We start from the raw sequence: 16,307 nt of genomic DNA on the forward strand, positions 1-16,307 counted from the left end.
ACGTACTTGTTTGCACGGAATGAATTATTAGTACTTCCTCTCCCGATTTTTCAATTCAACCGAATTTCTACAGAAACCGGTGTATGAAAATAATATAAAACACACGCGCAAAGGAAATTTATCTGCGTGATTTTGGCCTTCAATCATGTATACTTGACGTAAGGTCTTGCCCAGGAACCGATGGGTCTGGGCGTTTGCTTCGATCAGCCGAGTAGGCGCAATGAAAGAAGACGACGGACTACGTTTCGAACTGCCGGACAAAGCTCTGACGGCCCTGCCTACCGGGGCAGTCAAAGATACGGTCGAGCGTTTGGGGCACAAAATCGCACTTGGTGACTTTCCCGTGGGAGGCGTTCTCCCCAAGGAAGACGAACTCGTCGCCTCACTTCGTGTCTCGCGGACCGTCATTCGCGAGGCGATCAAGGTTCTGTGTGGCAAGGGCCTGATCCGCACCGCACGGCGGTACGGTTCCAGGGTCTGTCCGTTCACCGACTGGAATCTGCTCGATCCCGACGTTGTTCGCTGGCACACGCCAGAGTGTCCGATGACGGCCCGCATCTATGCGGAGACCGACCAGTTGCGATCGATTATCGAACCGGAAGCTGCAGCCCTGGCCGCTGAAAACGGATCTAGAAACCAGCACGCCAGGATCTTGCAGGCAGCGCGAAACATACATTCAGACTATGGCGAGGACGCCATGATCGGAGCAGTGTTCGCTTTTCATTCGACAATTCTGCAAGCGACCGGGAACCTGATGCTGACGCACTTTCAGAACTTGATCCACGCCGTTCTCGTGTCCTCTCACGGCCAGGAGGGTGCGAGAACGCGTGCGGACACTGTTTCCCGGGAGCTCCACGTTGCCGTGGCTCAGGCGATCCGGGCCCAGCAGCCGGACGAGGCGCGGCAAAGGATGCGGGACCTTATTGCCTTGCATTGACCTGATGCCGGCGGGCACGAGGCGTCCGCCACCCGGATCGATCTCGGAAGGCGGCAATCGGGTCAGGCTGACAAAAGTGTGCGCACCAACTGGCTTTCCGGATCTTTCAGCGCGTCGATCACGTCGAAATGGTGCCTGTCGGGTTCCACATGAAGACGCGTTCCGGGCCACGCTTCGCAGAGGAGCCTCGATTGGCGCACGAACTCGGGACGCTCCGCCGCACCGACCCACGCGGTGACGGTGCAGTTCGCTTTCCTGGTGCGCAGCGCCGGGCTCTCTTCTTCTGCCGCCGCCTCCGACAGGGAAAAGGAGTCGTTCATCGAGGTCCTGCGCAAGGGTCTCAAGTCATGGAGCCCGCTGATCGAAACCACGTTTTCAAGCCTGCCCATGGTTTTCGCGTCAAGCGGCGAGTTATCGCACACCATTCGCGTTACCAGATGCCCGCCCGCCGAATGGCCGGCCAGGCGCACCGGGCCGTCCTGCCGCTCCGCGGCGGCCATGATGGCGGATTCGATCTGCCGCGTGATGTCACCGATGCCGACCGTTGGTGCCAGATCGTAACTGGGCAGAGCAACGGTCCAGCCGCACTGCAAGGCACCGGCGGCAAAATGGGACCAGAAACTCTTGTCGAAGCGCAGCCAATAGCCGCCATGCACGAAGATCACCAGCCCCTTGGACGTGCCTTCCGGATGGAACAGGTCAAGTTTTTGACGGTCCGAAGCCCCGTAGGCGACGTCCAGAGCCTTGTTCGCCCACCCTGCCCTGAAGGTTTCTGCGGCGCTTGCCCACATGTCCGGATAGGCGGCCGAACCGGGGACATGGGCCCCGTTTGCATAAGCGTCGTCCCAGTCTTTGATATCCGCGTCCGTCATGAAATGTCCTGCATGGAATGAATCAACTGAGGACAGTGTTGCACAAAATGAACCGCATCAGGAACGGGGCGCCGACGCTCCGCCTTGTCAAGGAAGGTCCGACCGGCCTAGGGTACGGACTCCTAAATGAAGTCAATTTGGTTTGGATCGTTTTGACCAACTGCGAGAAGCGAAAGCGCAGGAAATGTGGTTCATTTTCGAGCCTTTCGCGACGATGCAGATGACCAAAACGGCCAAATCCAAGGGACGGCAAAATGGCTTCACCTCGCTGCGTCACCGCGCTTGACCGGGCAAAAGCCCGCTCCGCGCACGCTTCCTTGCGAAATTTTGCCATTTCTGCCGCCAAATGGGCTTCATTTATGGGTCCGTACCCTCAAGTCGCTCAACACATCAAGAACCGGAAAACAGTCGACCCATGATGCAACGCTGCTCCAACCGCGTCCCGAACCTCTCGCACTACCTGACCAGGAACGCCTCCCGGTGGCCGCAGCGCCCCGCGATCCACTGGGAAGACAGAACGTGGAATTGGGCGGATCTGGACAGGCGGGTGTCGGCGCTTTGCCACGCGTTGCACCTGGACCTCGGTGTTTCAAAGGGTGACGCGATCCTGGTCCAGGCGCAAAACTCCAACCAGATGGTCGAGACCATGCTTGCCGCCTTCAGACTTGGCGCCGTCTGGGTCCCCTGCAACTTTCGCCAGGCACCGGGCGAGACCGCATATGCCAGCGTCAAGGCGAACGCTCAGGTTTTTGTCTGCGATGCGGATTTCGGGGATCAGGCAGAGGCCGTCAAATCCGAAAGACCTGATATCAAGGGTATCATAAGCATCGGCAGGAGCGATTTCGGTCTCGACTACGAAAGCCTGATTTCAGGCCACACCGGCTCCGGGTTTGCAAATGAACCCGTCACCTATGACGATCCCTGCTGGCTCTTCTTCACGTCCGGCTCCACCGGCCGGCCCAAGGCAGTTGTCCTGACGCATGGCCAGATCGGATTTGTCGTCGTCAATTACCTGGCCGACCTTCTGCCCGGAACGAGTGAACAGGATGCCTCCCTTGTGATAGCCCCTCTCTCCCACGGAGCCGGTCTTCAGCAGATCGCGCAGCTGCCGGCAGGATCGGCCCATGTGCTGATGCCCGGCGGTGGCTTCAATCCGGCGGTGGCTTTCGAGTTGATCGAAAAACACCGGGTCAGCAACCTCTTCACCGTGCCCACGATCGTGAAACGGCTGGTGGAAGATCCCGCGGTCGACCGCTACGACCACTCAAGCCTGCGTCACGTGATTTATGCCGGTGCGCCGATGTATCGCGAAGATCAGAAGACAGCGCTCGAGAAGCTCGGAAACGTGCTGGTTCAGTATTACGGCCTCGGCGAAGTGACCGGAAACATCACGGTTCTGCGCCCCCAGGACCATTCGCTGGAAGATGGTCCGCAGGCGCGTGTCGGCACGTGCGGCACGGAGCGGACCGGCATCGAGGTCAGCATCCAGGACGAGGACGGCAACCTGTTGAAACCCGGAGAAACGGGTGAAGTCTGCGTTGTCGGGGCGGCCGTTTGCGCCGGATATCTCGACGACGCCGCTGCAAACTCCAAGTCGTTCCGCAACGGCTGGTTCCGGACGGGCGATATCGGCCACATGGATGAAGACCGGTTTCTCTACCTGACTGGACGGGCCTCCGACATGTACATATCCGGCGGCTCGAACATCTATCCCAAGGAGATAGAGGAAGTCCTGCTTGCTCATCCGGATGTTTCCGAGGTCGCGATACTCGGAATTCCGGATCCTCAATGGGGCGAAGTCGGGCTTGCCGTTTGCGTTCTAAGTGACGGAAAAAGCGTCACGGACGCCGAGCTTTCGGACTTTCTGACGGGCAAGATCACCCGGTACAAGATGCCCGCACGTTATCTCTTCCTCGATGAAATGCCGACAAGCGCCTACGGTAAGATCACCAAGAAACTTGTGCGGGAGCACCTCGCAGAACAGGGATTGCTATGAGGCACCCGGCTCCGGAGCATGTGTCGCAGATCGTCCATCCCGGCCCCAGAAACGACGACAGGCGCCCTTACCGTCTTTGCAACGCCGAGACGGCTTCAATCGTTCTGCCGGCGGGTAGCTCCCTGCTGAAATCGCTGGCCGACTGGATCATGGCGGCAGGATACGATTCGGCCGTGCTTGACCTGGCCGGACTGACCCTCGGCCCGTTTGAATACGTCATGCCGGACCGGGCAATCGATGACAGGCACGCTGCCTGGTATAGCGACACGAAATATTCCGCTGGGGCTAAAATCTCCGATGCGGTTGCCATTTTCGGAAAACGGGACGGCCATTGGTTTGCGCATATCCACGCCTTTTGGACAGAAGACGGCGAGACGCATCTCGGCCACCTGCTGCCGGACAGTTTGCATGTCGGTGCTCAAAGCCGGGTTGCAGGCCATGGCATCAGAGGTGCACAATTTGTCTCTCGGCCCGATCCGGAGACGGAATTCACGCTTTTCAGGGTCACCGGGTCACCGCAAAACGGGTCTGATCTGCCCGTCAACGCATTGATCACCACGCTCGCGCCGTTCGAAGACCTGCCGACAAGCGTCCAGGCGTTGAGAGAAACGCTCGGCGCCGCGGCGGTCAGGGTCGCGGGCCTTGGCAGTCTCGCCGGTACGGAATTCACCAACGCTCAACCCATGCGCGGTCTCATCTCGGAAGTTCTTCTGGCGCCCGAATGCTGTGCGCGAAGTGACGGCAGCACCAATCTGCCCGTCCGATGCGTCGACCTGAACGGCAATTTGCACGCCGGCCATCTGCTCCCCGGATCGGCGCCGACGCTGATTACGTGCGAACTGCTTGTTGTCGCGGACGACTGACACTGTTCGCGCAATCGCGTTTCGCGCGAACATTTAGGACGCACGGGCAGTAACGTCCGGCAGCGTCCGAATTCTGTATAAAATAAGTGAAATCACATATTCATTTGCGTGTACTCCATCCCAAAACCAAGTATTAATGTCGAGCTTGCCTAAAATTATTGCAAACTTGCCATTTTTATCAAGTCTATTCCTATACGTTTTTATTTACTCATTGTGCTGATTGACTTGGCAGCATGGCCGCACGTTGCAAATCATCGCCCAATGCTTCGCAAATGGGTGGTTTTCGAAGTGCCATGTCACCTGGATGGGAAACAGCAGATGTCCGTTGAATCCGAAGTATTTGAGCACCGCCTGCACTTTGCGCAGATTGATGATGAGGTTGTGGCCGGTCTCCGGTCGCTTTGGCCCCTGATCTCGAAAAACATCGATGAAATCCTGTCCGGATTTTACGATCACCTGCAGCAGTTCCCGGAAATGGCGGAGCTGGTCGGGGATCAGCAGGACCGTCTCGAAGGAGCTCAAAAGGCCCATTGGGAAAAGCTCTTCAACCAGGGCTTCGACCAGGACTATGTTGAAAGCATTGACCGCATCGGCCGTGTCCACAGCCGCATCGGACTGGAACCGAGATGGTACATTGCGGGCTACACGTTCGTGCTCGTCCGGCTGCAGGATCTTCTCATCAGAAAATTCAGATTTTCACCTGCCCGGCTCTCCCGCTCGCTGACACATGTGACAAGTGCGGTACTGCTTGACCTGGACATGGCAATTTCGACCTACCAGGCACTTCTCATGGAGGCCCAGGAACAAAAAACGCGTCAGCTCGCTGCCGCAATAGACGTGTTCCAGTCCTCGGTCCATGAACCGCTTCAACATATCGGGACAAGGGCCGGCACCGTTTCAGGCGATGCAGCTGACCTGCAGCAAGTCTGCGGTTCGGCAAAGGTGGAGACGGATTCTGCGAACACAATTTCGCAGGAAACCGGTCTCAATGTTCAGACGGTCGCCTCGGCGACAGAAGAACTGTCAGCGTCCATCCTCGAGATATCCAAACAGGTGACAGGCGCATCACAAATCGCGAACCAGGCGCGCGCGAATGCCGAAAGCACGAGCGATGGGGTTGAAAGCCTCTCCGGAGCTGCTCAGAAAATCGGCGACGTGATCGGCCTTATCCAGGCAATCGCCGAACAGACAAATCTGCTGGCGTTGAACGCGACCATTGAAGCCGCGCGCGCGGGTGACGCCGGCAAGGGGTTTGCCGTCGTCGCCGCCGAAGTCAAGGAACTGGCGACACAGACCTCAAGGGCCACCGAGGAAATCAGCCACCAGGTCACCGAGATTCAGGGGGCAACGACTCATGCCGTCGATTCGATCGGATCCATCGCAGAAGTCGTACGACAGCTTGATGAAATGACCGCATCCATTGCAGCAGCCGTAGAGCAGCAAGGCGCCGCCACAGGCGAGATATCGGCAAGCGTCCAAACGGTTGCCGATGGCACCAACGTCCTATCAGGCAATATTTCAGGCGTTCAGCAGGCCATCGATTCCGCGGACGCTACCAGCGCGACGTTTCTGTCTGCAGCGACGGAGATGCAACAGAGCGTGGAGACGATTTCGTCGGAAATAAGCGGCTTCTTCAACAAGGTCCGCCAGATCAACTGACAGCGCCCGGCAGGTAGAGGGCACAACGGGCCTTCAGAGCCCTCGCTCCGTTCGGCGACACACACATGATCGGAACCGGAATTCGCGCTGCAAGACACACGACCTGCACCGCGCGGCATTCCGCGACGCGCCGCGTCTTGCACGCCGAACCCTCCCGTCGCGTCAGCGTAGACCGACGTTTGCATTCGAGATCAGGCCGAGTTCGTAGGCGATCGCAATCATCTGCGTCTTGTTCTGGGCATGCAGTTTGCGATTGAGCGATGCGATGTAGCCGGCAACGGTCGATTCCGCTACGCCGAGTATCGTTGCGCATTCGGAAGATGTCTTGCCGCGGGCTGACCAGACAAGACATTCGATTTCCCGTGTACTGAGCACGAGCTTCTCGCCAAGATCCCCCATGAGCGCATAAAGGCGGGAAAAGATGTGCTGACTGATGAGATGCAGGGTCGCCATCTCTGCAGGTGAAGGCAGCGGCCGGTCGCCTGCGAACCCGATTGCGCCCCGGCGCCCGGTCTTGTCATGACATCCGAAATAGACGCCTCGTGGCATTTCATGCTCAAGGAACAGGTTGATCGCGGCGCTTTGCTCCCCTTCGGGCCGGTCGATCCCCTGCGTTTCAAGATCATATTCGACGGGGTCGTCCGACTGACGCAACCCGGCTATGATCGGACTGTTTTCGAGGAGCTTCAGCCTGTCATAAGCGGCCAACAGGGCGCTGCTCCAGTTTGAAGCGACGATGCTGGGCCGTATGTTTTCGTCCGTCACCTGGGGCAGAAACAGGACGACATAGCGCCCGAACCGAAGATCTTCAGCAATGCGGCGCAGCTTTGCATATAACTCCGAAGGATTTTGAACGCCGTTGACGGAACTGTAGAGTCCGGACAAGTAACCCGCATTCTCTACCGTTATATCTGTCATGGCAGCCTTCCGGGTTGTATTTTTCGGCGGTCCAAGCGGCCAGCCGGTAGATCGGTGTGATCGCAGTCCAGAGCACGAGAGCGCCGGTTAGAAGAACAGAAATTAGTGTTTTGTTCCGCCACTGCCCCGACAACTCACGTGCGCTGGAAGCAGACACGCCACCAACGCAACCCATAATTGCATGACTTGTTTCGCGTCGCCAACTGAAAAACGCGACACTCCACACCGCGTTTCTCGAGTTTCTCATTGCTCAATGGTGCCGCCAGGTCTCCCTGGTGACGAACAACGCTCAGGCTGAACTTCCTGATTCGAACTAAGATGTGCAAAGCGCACGATGTCGCCAGGCGCGGACCGGACGCAGACCTTGAACATTCGACAAGACGCTATCGACGTGTCACGACGCACGCAGTGATCACGGCGCCATCGACCGCCCTGCCGAGCATATTCTGCGCTGCACCGAGGCTCCTGTCCGGCCTCCTCCGTGCTCCACTGAAGAACAGTAAGAGAACATTTACCCTTGCAGAACACAATAGGAACAGGTACTGTGTTCTTGATTTGTACCAGCCCCTCTTTGTGGTCAGGGAGAGCCAAAGATGCTCACGCGCAAGCAGTATGAACTGCTCATGTTCATTCACGAACGTCTCAAGGAAACCGGCGTTCCGCCTTCATTTGATGAAATGAAGGACGCGCTGGATCTGCGGTCGAAATCGGGTATTCACCGCCTGATCACCGCTCTTGAGGAACGCGGTTTTATCCGGCGGCTGCCGAATCGGGCGCGCGCCATGGAAGTGGTGCGTCTTCCGGACTCCATCGCCCCCGGCCTTGGAACGCCGCGCCCGAGAGGAAGTTTTTCTCCGGAAATCATCGAGGGATCCCTGGGAAAACAAGAACCGGAGCGCTCCGTCCCGGTACAACCGGAAACGGGTACGGAAATTCCGGTCATGGGCCGTATTGCAGCCGGCGTGCCGATCGAGGCGATCCAGACCCACAGTCATTCAATCAGCGTCCCGCAGGAACTTCTGGGAAAAGGCGAGCATTACGCACTTGAGGTGCGCGGCGACTCCATGATCGAGGCGGGTATCCTGGATGGTGACACGGTCCTGATCCGCAGAACCGAGAGTGCGGACAGTGGCGACATTGTCGTTGCCCTTGTCGACGAAGAAGAAGCGACTTTGAAACGTTTGCGCAAGAAGGGTGCGTCGATCGCGCTTGAAGCGGCGAACCCGGCTTATGAAACGCGGATATTCGGACCTGGAAGAGTTCGTGTTCAAGGTCGGCTGGTCGCGCTGTTCAGGCAATACTGAGCGCCGGACACGCCGCGTTGACACGCGGCAGGAGACGTTTCGCAAAGATGCGGATGCGCGCAGCTAAGGTGTATTCCGCAGCGACGCACGTGTGACCTCGCCGTGCCTGTGCCAGGGACGCGGTGTCTCGGCGATCGCGAATTCAATTCTGATGATCTTGGTGGCGAGGTCTCCTTCGTCACTGCCGTCTAGGGCATTTGCCCCGGATCGGGAAGCTTTACTTTCTTGCGGATGTTCCGACAGCCACAGCGAAATTGCTCCCCTGCTCTGCCTCAAGGTTCTGTCGAACACGAGCGGGCCCCGACAGGTGCCAGGGACGATCATGTCGCTCACGATCAGATCGGCATACCGGCAATCCTGACGAAGCGCTTCCGGCGTTCGGGGCAAGGCGATTTTCAGCGGCTTGACCGGCCGGGTCTTCTCCCGGTCGTCGTCAGATGGGGCATGAGCCGCCACGACGCATCCAAGGGCATCGCATCGTATTTGCGGCGATCTTGTCTTTTGCGATTTTATCGCCTCTCCTGCGACGCCTTCGGACTGGTACCATGTTTCGATCAGGAAGGTTTCATTGCGTCCGGACCACTTCAAGACACCTTCACCGTCCCTTGCTGCGATGCGATAGCCGGACGCTGCAATTTGCACGTCGGGAGAAGGTGAAAGCCGGACCAGGCACAGCCCGAGTGCGAGCGGTAACAAGGCGCAGGCCCGCAACCATCCCCGCATCAGAAGAAAGGCGAACAGGGCAACGGAAAAGGCGAGCATCTCCGTTGCCGTGACCTGCGCAATCACGCCGCTCTCCCCGTCCATGGCGGCCACCAGAGCCGCGATCTTAAGAAGCAGGTTCAATCCAAAGGCCATGACTGCCAGAGGAAGCGCAGCGAGACCGAAGGGCATCAGGACGAATGCGAGCACCCCCATCGGCATGATCAGGAGCGAAAAGACAGGCATTCCGAGCATGTTTCCGAGGAGACCGTAGGGTGCAACGCGGCCGAAATGATGCGCTGCGATGATCCCGGTCGCCGTACCGGCCACCAGCGCGGTGACGAACAGGCCCAGCAACCACCTGCCCGCCGACCTCAGCAACCTGGCGGAAAAGCTGCCTTGCGACGTCTTTGAAAAGCGCGTCCGGCCCGCCTGTTCGCGCCAGGTTTCATAGACGGCGACCAGGCAGATGACAGCCGCGAACGACATCTGAAATCCGGGATGAAAGAGGCGTTCGGGCGCCAGGACAAGCAGAAAGAGGGCCGCGAGCGCGACACTGCGCACCGTCAGGCCTCTGCGGCCTGTCAAGACGCCCAGAAACACCAGGGCAATCATGAGAAATGACCTCTGGGTCGCAATCGAGCCACCCGAAACAAGCAGATAGAAGATTGCGGCAAGCAACGCGCAGGCAGCAGCAATCTTGTCGGTCGGCAGCCGCAGGCTCAGAACCGGAAAGAGAGACAGAAGAAACGAGGCGGCCGCGTAGGTACCACCGGCAAAAAGAGCCATGTGGAGACCCGAAATCGCAAGGACATGTGCAAGTCCCGCGGCACGAAGATTTTCCTGATCACGATCACTGATCGCTGATCGCTCCCCCACGAGCAACGCAACTGCAAGCGCGGCTTCAGGCGCATCGCCAAGATCGGCCGTGATGCGCGCCGACAACAGGTCTCTGAGAGATTGCACGAAAGCCGGAAAACGCATTGAAAGGGGGGCGGTGTCCTTGTCCACGACGACAGGTGCGCCAAAGCTGAAACCCGTGGCTCCGATTTGCGCGTAATACGCCCCGAAAGAAAAGTCATATCCTCCGGGCATTACCGGACCGGCGGGAGGAAACAGGCGCGCGCGCATGGTCACGGTGTCACCGATAATGGCCGCCGTATCAGCGGGCACACGCACCCTTATGCGTTTCGGAAAGAGGACGTCAGGCAAGGACCGGTCATTGACGGCGTCAACACCGACAACCAGCCGCAGCCCGTTCGTGCGCTCGATCCGGTCAACGACGATCCCGCTCAGGTTCACGGTCATGTCATGGGCAAGGCGTGGTGCCGCGACGGCGGCCGTGCGGATTGCCGAAACCGTGCCCCCGGTCCAAAATGCCAGCGCCAGCACGACTAGCGTCGCCAGGCCCTTTCGCCGGTTCTCCAGAACCGCAAGCGCCGTCAGGACCGACAAGACGACTAACAACACCTGCCATGAGGGTTCGGCCGGAAGGATCGTGTAGACGGCAATGCCGGCGGCGAAAGAAAAACTGATCCATAGCAGTGCCTGGTCTTCAAGGACGCTGCGCGCTGCTGCACTGCCGCCCTCGTCCCCGGCACGCGCAAACAGCCTTTGGATGGACCGGCCTGCCCGGTATGGACCGTTGTTTTTGCGCGTGGCTATTTCGTGCGTCTCAGCAGACCGTGTCGCGTTCTTCGACGCGCCGTTGCGTATTCTGGTATGACTTTCCCCGTCAATGTCCGGCATGGACAGTCCATTGTCGCCGGACAAACGGAAGAAACGGTTCGAGCACTGTCTTGCCCCGTTTTCCTGTGCTAAGACCGCGCCAGATTGATGGCGCAATCCGCGCTGCTCACCCGATAGAGACCTTCAAAAATACACCATGGCAAAAGAGATCGTTACGCGTTTCGCTCCATCCCCGACCGGATTTCTGCACATTGGCGGTGCCCGGACGGCATTGTTCAACTGGCTCTTCGCCAAACATAACAACGGCAAGATGCTGCTGCGGATCGAGGACACCGACAGGGCGCGATCGACCGAGGAGGCGGTAGACGCCCTGATCGACGGCCTCACCTGGCTGGGACTGGACTGGGAAGGCGATCCGATCTCCCAGTTCTCGCGCGTCGACCGGCACAAGGAAGCCGTCGCGCAGATGCTCCAGTCCGGCAACGCGTACAAATGCTACAGCACGCCTGAAGAAATCGAGGCAATGCGCGAAAAGGCGCGTGCTGAAGGCCGCCCGCCGAGATACGACGGAACATGGCGGGACAGGGATCCGTCCGAGGCACCCGAGGGCGTTGATCCCGTGGTGCGGCTCAGAGCGCCGCAGGACGGTGAAACCGTCATCGAAGATCAAGTCCAGGGACGGGTTGTCATCCCGAACAAGGATCTCGACGATCTGATCCTGCTGCGCTCCGACGGCACCCCGACCTACATGCTTGCAGTCGTGGTCGATGACCACGATATGGGCGTAACGCACATCATTCGCGGCGTCGATCACCTCACCAATGCAGCCCGGCAGACACTGATCTTCCAGGCGCTCGGCTGGGAAACGCCTGTTATGGCGCACATTCCGCTCATTCACGGGCCGGACGGAGCCAAACTCTCCAAGAGACACGGTGCGACGGGCGCAGAAGCTTATCGCGCGCTCGGCTACCTGCCGCAGGCAATGCGAAACTATCTTGCCCGGCTCGGATGGAGCCACGGTGACGAGGAGATCATGTCGCTTGATGACATGATCAAATGGTTCGGGCTGGACGCGGTCGGACAGTCGGCCGCCCGCTTCGACTTCAAGAAGCTGGAAAACCTGAACGGACACTACATGCGGTCAACCGATGACGCGGAACTCATGGGTCACTGGAAAACCTATCTGCAGCATGCCGGTGAGGGCGATGAAGTCCTTGCCTGGCTCGCGGCGGGTGATAACGAACGGACTGCACTGGCTGCCCTGCCCGGTTTGAAGGAACGGGCCAAGACACTGGTCGAACTCACGGAAAGCGCATCATACCTCTGGCGCCGGAGGCCTCTGGACCTGGATGAAAAGGCGCAAAAGATTCTCAACGACGATGCAAAATCCATTCTTGCGGCGCTGTCTTCCGTCCTTGAACCGATACCGGGATGGGATGCGGAAGTGCTCGAGACGGCAGTAAAGTCGTTCGCCGAAGAAAAGGACCTGAAGCTGGGAAAAGTCGCCCAGCCGATCCGAGCAGCGCTGACCGGGCGCGGTGTCTCGCCAGGCATCTACGACGTTCTGGTTGCCTTGGGCAAAGAGGAATCGCTTGCACGGATCAAGGAACAGGCAAACTGATCGGTCTTCACCGACTTACCCTGTCGGTACATCTACCGAAGGTGTCTTCCGGCAGGGGGAACGGGAGGCGCAGCTTGCGCGAGCGTCTTTGACCAAAGCGTTATACCGGGCTGCTTGCGGCACTGCAGTAAATGGGCTACGCAAGACGCGAAAATTTCTCAAGTGCCGTCCGGCGCAGGCTTCTCGCGGTTGAGAGATACCTGTGCAGATCGGCACATCAGGATAACACGAAGGGGTTTCTGTATGGCCGAAAACAACGCCAAGCTAAACGTTGGTGGTGGCGACCACGATTTCAACGTTCTTGACGGATCCATCGGGCCGTCAGTGGTGAACATCTCGTCCCTCTACAAGGACACGGGCATGTTCACCTATGACCCCGGTTTCACGTCAACCGCCTCCTGCGAATCCAAAATCACCTATATTGACGGCGATGAAGGCACCCTTCTCTACCGTGGTTACCCGATCGAACAGCTTGCCGATCACGGCGATTTCCTGGAATCCTGCTATCTGCTGCTCTATGGCGAGTTACCGACAAAGGTTCAGAAAGACGACTTCGTCAATCGCGTGACGTATCACACGATGATCCACGAGCAGATGAACCGGTTCTTTTCCGGCTTCCGCCGTGACGCCCACCCGATGGCGATCATGGTCGGGACGGTTGGCGCCCTGTCGGCCTTCTACCATGACTCCACGGACATCACCGATCCGCATCAGCGCATGGTCGCATCGCTGCGCATGATCGCGAAGATGCCGACGATCGCGGCCATGGCCTACAAGTATCACATCGGTCAGCCCTTCGTTTACCCGCGCAACGACCTGGGATACGCCGCCAACTTCCTGCACATGTGTTTTGCTGTGCCCTGCGAGGAGTACAAGGTAAACCCGGTTCTCGCCCGCGCCATGGACCGCATCTTCATCCTGCACGCGGACCACGAGCAGAACGCGTCCACATCCACGGTGCGTCTCGCCGGCTCCTCCGGCGCCAACCCGTTCGCCTGCATCGCGGCCGGCATCGCCTGCCTCTGGGGTCCGGCACATGGCGGCGCCAACGAAGCAGCGCTGAACATGCTGTCCGAAATCGGATCGGTCGACAACATTCCCGAATATGTCGAACGCGCCAAGGACAAGGATGATCCGTTCCGTCTGATGGGTTTCGGGCACCGCGTCTACAAGAACTACGACCCGCGCGCGCGCATCATGCAGAAAACGACCCACGAAGTTCTGGGCGAGCTCGGCATCAAGGACGATCCGCTTCTCGATGTCGCGATCGAGCTGGAGAAGATCGCGCTCAACGACGAGTACTTCATCGACAAGAAGCTCTATCCCAACATCGACTTCTATTCCGGCATCACGCTTCGGGCTCTCGGTTTCCCGACAACGATGTTCACCGTGCTCTTCGCGTTGGCCAGAACTGTCGGCTGGATCGCGCAGTGGAAGGAAATGGTCGAGGATCCGTCCCAGAGAATTGGCCGTCCGCGCCAACTCTACACCGGCGCGACCAAGCGGGACTACACACCGATCGATCAGCGCCGCTAAGGCCAGAACCGCAACAAAATCCAGATACCCCCGGCCACCCCGGGGGTATTTCCGTTTGAATGGACAAGACCGGCGCGCAGGATCGGTCCGTGTCAGAACTCTGCGCGGATTCACTCCTTTGGAAACGCGTAACGCGTTTGCGGATCGCTATTTTCGCATCGCCTCTATGACGACATCGGCGGCGGCGTCTCTCTGACTGTGACCGTCCGGCAATCGCATCAGATCGTCAAGACGCTCCAATTCCGACAATTGTGCATTCCGCTCGGGGCTGTCTTCAAGGAGCGGCAAAAGCTGATCTGCGAGCACCCTCGCCTTGACTTCCTCGTCCAGAAACTCAGGAATCGCTTTCTTTCCCAGGATGATGTTGGGAAGGACAAAGGTCTCGATGTTCGCCAGTTTGAGAACACGGTTCAGCTCCTTCAGCCGCCGGAAGAACCAGTCCACCCGGTAAGCAACCACCATCGGCACGCCGGAAAGCGCAAGCTCCAGCGAAACGGTTCCGGACGCCGCCAATGCAGCATGGGCCCGGCGGAACGCGGCGTTTTTGGCCTGAAGCCCGGTCACGATTTCAGGCTGGTAACGCCAGCCGGAGACACCTTCGCGGATCCTGTCCTCCAGATGCGGCACCGCGGGCAACAGCACCTGGACATCCGGCATCTTGTCCTTCACGAGACCGACCGTGTCGCCGAAATCGGACAGGAGGCGCTTGATTTCGCTGCCGCGGCTGCCGGGCAGCACCAGCAGCACCCTGTTGTCCGCACCGACAGTGCTTCTTTCACCGGGCGACGGGCGAAGCCGTTCAAGATTTTCGCTCAAGGGGTGGCCAACATAGTGGGTGCGCGGCCCGCCAAGACGCTTGTGCACCGCCGGCTCGAACGGCAGAAGGGCCAGCAGTTCGTCCACATGGGCGCTCATCCTTTTGGCGCGCCCCGGACGCCAGGCCCAGACGGAGGGCGACACATATCCCACGATAGGGATGTGAGGTGCCCGCTTCCGCACCCGCCTGGCGACACTGTGCGTGAAGTCCGGACTGTCAATGATGACGAGCACAGAAGGATCCTGCGCAACCACGGCGTCAACCGTCTGGTAGACGCGCCGGACGATCAACGGCAAGCGCGCCAGGACGGCGCTCAGGCCCATAACGGACACGTCGGTCATGTCAAAAAAGCTTGTCAGACCGAGCGCCGTCATCCGTTCGCCACCGACGCCGCAATAGCGCAGGTTCGAACCAAGCCGTCCGTTCAGCGCTTTCATCAGTTCAGAGCCCAGCTGGTCGCCTGACTCCTCGCCGGCAACGAGACAAATCGTCGGCCCGGCCTCACTCATCCGCTGGCCCGTCAGACATGCGTGCGCGGTCGACCCCGACAACGAAAAGACCGGCTGAATCGGCTTTTTGCAGCGTACCGGTCTTGTCCGCAATCAAGGCGCCCTCGGCTTCCACGGCTATGCCGGACAAGCCTGCGGCCAGGGCAAGTTCGATCGTTTTCGGACCGACAGTCGGAAGATCAACGCGCAGGTCCTGGTTCGGCTTGGCCGTTTTCACCAGAACACCCTTCCGTCCGCGGGCACTGACACGCCCGCTGGACTTGAGCTCGGCGCAGCGCTGCAGCATGGCATCAGTACCTTCCGCCCCTTCCAGCGCGATCACGCGCCCACCGACGGCAACTGCCGCCTGTCCGATGTCAAGTTCGCCAAGCTTCTCGGTAGCACGCAGGGCAAGCTCCAGGTCATTCCAGTCTGCCTTGGAGGGCTTCGCACGCCCCAGAACGCCACTCGACGCCAGAAGCTGAGGTGCCACATCTTTTATCCCCACAACGCGAAACCCTTCGTTTTCAAAAAGCCGGATTACCTTGGTCAGCAGGCTGTCATCGCCACCGGACGACAGTGCACGGATAATCGCGGGCAGTCGCTTCAACGTGCTGAAATCGGTCAGGAATGGCAAGAGATCCGGTCTCTTCGTCACGCCGCCAATGAAGAGAACTTCCTTGCATTGCGTTCGCTTGAGAAAGGCGTGAAGGCGGCCTATCTCACTCCAACCGAGTTCGGCATGCGCCTTCCGCCTGGTTTCCTCGTCGGCCTCGCCCTTGATCGCAACGATCTGAAAGTCGCGTCCGGATGCCTCGAGGACACCGGCGATCTGCCGGGGGATCATTCCGTTTCCTGCAATCAGAGCCAGGCGTGCAGAGCCCGCATCCGCCAGTTGCGGCATC

Annotated in this window: 13 protein-coding genes; 8 read left to right on the forward strand and 5 right to left on the reverse strand. The window is 59.1% G+C overall.

What is annotated here, in order from left to right; genetic code table 11:
• Positions 1–220 precede the first annotated feature (220 nt).
• Positions 221–937 carry a FadR/GntR family transcriptional regulator gene (locus tag ACO07N_RS22510; RefSeq protein WP_421983168.1) on the forward strand — a complete coding sequence of 239 codons (717 nt, stop codon included), beginning with the start codon at positions 221–223 and terminating at the stop codon, positions 935–937.
• A gap of 62 nt (positions 938–999) precedes the next feature.
• Here the strand turns inward: ACO07N_RS22510 and ACO07N_RS22515 are convergent, their stop codons facing one another.
• Positions 1,000–1,809 carry an alpha/beta hydrolase gene (locus ACO07N_RS22515; protein ID WP_421983169.1) on the reverse strand — a complete coding sequence of 270 codons (810 nt, stop codon included), beginning with the start codon at positions 1,807–1,809 and terminating at the stop codon, positions 1,000–1,002.
• A 142-nt stretch (positions 1,810–1,951) separates the two neighbouring features.
• Between ACO07N_RS22515 and ACO07N_RS22520 the strand changes: the two genes are divergently transcribed.
• The 4 genes from ACO07N_RS22520 to ACO07N_RS22535 all read left to right on the forward strand — a co-directional run bounded on the left by ACO07N_RS22520 (position 1,952) and on the right by ACO07N_RS22535 (position 6,327).
• Positions 1,952–2,095: a hypothetical protein gene (locus ACO07N_RS22520; protein ID WP_421983170.1), complete on the forward strand. Its 144-nt coding sequence runs from the start codon at positions 1,952–1,954 to the stop codon at positions 2,093–2,095.
• A 129-nt stretch (positions 2,096–2,224) separates the two neighbouring features.
• A complete protein-coding gene (locus tag ACO07N_RS22525) occupies positions 2,225–3,805 on the forward strand; it encodes an acyl-CoA synthetase (protein WP_421983171.1) in 1,581 nt (526 codons plus the stop codon).
• Positions 3,802–4,668, forward strand: a complete 867-nt coding sequence (locus ACO07N_RS22530; protein WP_421983172.1) for a hypothetical protein — start codon at positions 3,802–3,804, stop codon at positions 4,666–4,668. Before ACO07N_RS22525 ends, ACO07N_RS22530 begins: the two co-directional genes overlap by 4 nt.
• Positions 4,669–4,986: 318 nt before the next feature.
• Positions 4,987–6,327 carry a protoglobin domain-containing protein gene (locus ACO07N_RS22535; RefSeq protein WP_421983173.1) on the forward strand — a complete coding sequence of 447 codons (1,341 nt, stop codon included), beginning with the start codon at positions 4,987–4,989 and terminating at the stop codon, positions 6,325–6,327.
• 162 nt (positions 6,328–6,489) lie between these two features.
• Here the strand turns inward: ACO07N_RS22535 and ACO07N_RS22540 are convergent, their stop codons facing one another.
• Entirely contained in the window at positions 6,490–7,245 is a 756-nt protein-coding gene (locus tag ACO07N_RS22540) for a helix-turn-helix transcriptional regulator (RefSeq protein ID WP_421983174.1), read from the reverse strand.
• A 593-nt stretch (positions 7,246–7,838) separates the two neighbouring features.
• Between ACO07N_RS22540 and lexA the strand changes: the two genes are divergently transcribed.
• Entirely contained in the window at positions 7,839–8,549 is a 711-nt protein-coding gene (lexA, locus tag ACO07N_RS22545; RefSeq protein ID WP_421983175.1) for a transcriptional repressor LexA, read from the forward strand.
• Positions 8,550–8,612: 63 nt separating this feature from the next.
• Here the strand turns inward: lexA and ACO07N_RS22550 are convergent, their stop codons facing one another.
• Entirely contained in the window at positions 8,613–11,000 is a 2,388-nt protein-coding gene (locus ACO07N_RS22550; RefSeq protein WP_421983176.1) for a ComEC/Rec2 family competence protein, read from the reverse strand.
• A 136-nt stretch (positions 11,001–11,136) separates the two neighbouring features.
• On the opposite strand from ACO07N_RS22550, the gene gltX reads away from it, so the two are divergent.
• Together gltX and gltA are read left to right on the forward strand one after the other, a co-directional pair.
• Positions 11,137–12,561, forward strand: a complete 1,425-nt coding sequence (gltX, locus tag ACO07N_RS22555; protein ID WP_421983177.1) for a glutamate--tRNA ligase — start codon at positions 11,137–11,139, stop codon at positions 12,559–12,561.
• Between the two features lie 243 nt (positions 12,562–12,804).
• The gene (gene gltA / locus ACO07N_RS22560) at positions 12,805–14,097 is read left to right on the forward strand and encodes a citrate synthase (RefSeq protein WP_420332501.1); all 1,293 of its coding nucleotides are present in this window, start codon (positions 12,805–12,807) and stop codon (positions 14,095–14,097) included.
• Positions 14,098–14,244: 147 nt separating this feature from the next.
• Here the strand turns inward: gltA and lpxB are convergent, their stop codons facing one another.
• On the reverse strand, positions 14,245–15,423 hold the full coding sequence (gene lpxB, locus ACO07N_RS22565) for a lipid-A-disaccharide synthase (RefSeq protein WP_421983178.1): 1,179 nt from the start codon (positions 15,421–15,423) through the stop codon (positions 14,245–14,247).
• Positions 15,416–16,306, reverse strand: coding sequence for an LpxI family protein (locus ACO07N_RS22570; RefSeq protein ID WP_421983179.1), 891 nt, complete (start codon positions 16,304–16,306; stop codon positions 15,416–15,418). The genes lpxB and ACO07N_RS22570 overlap by 8 nt, the downstream gene beginning before the upstream one ends.
• Position 16,307: the final 1 nt, after the last annotated feature.

Source organism: Roseibium sp. (assembly GCF_965229775.1).
GTDB lineage: Bacteria > Pseudomonadota > Alphaproteobacteria > Rhizobiales > Stappiaceae > Roseibium.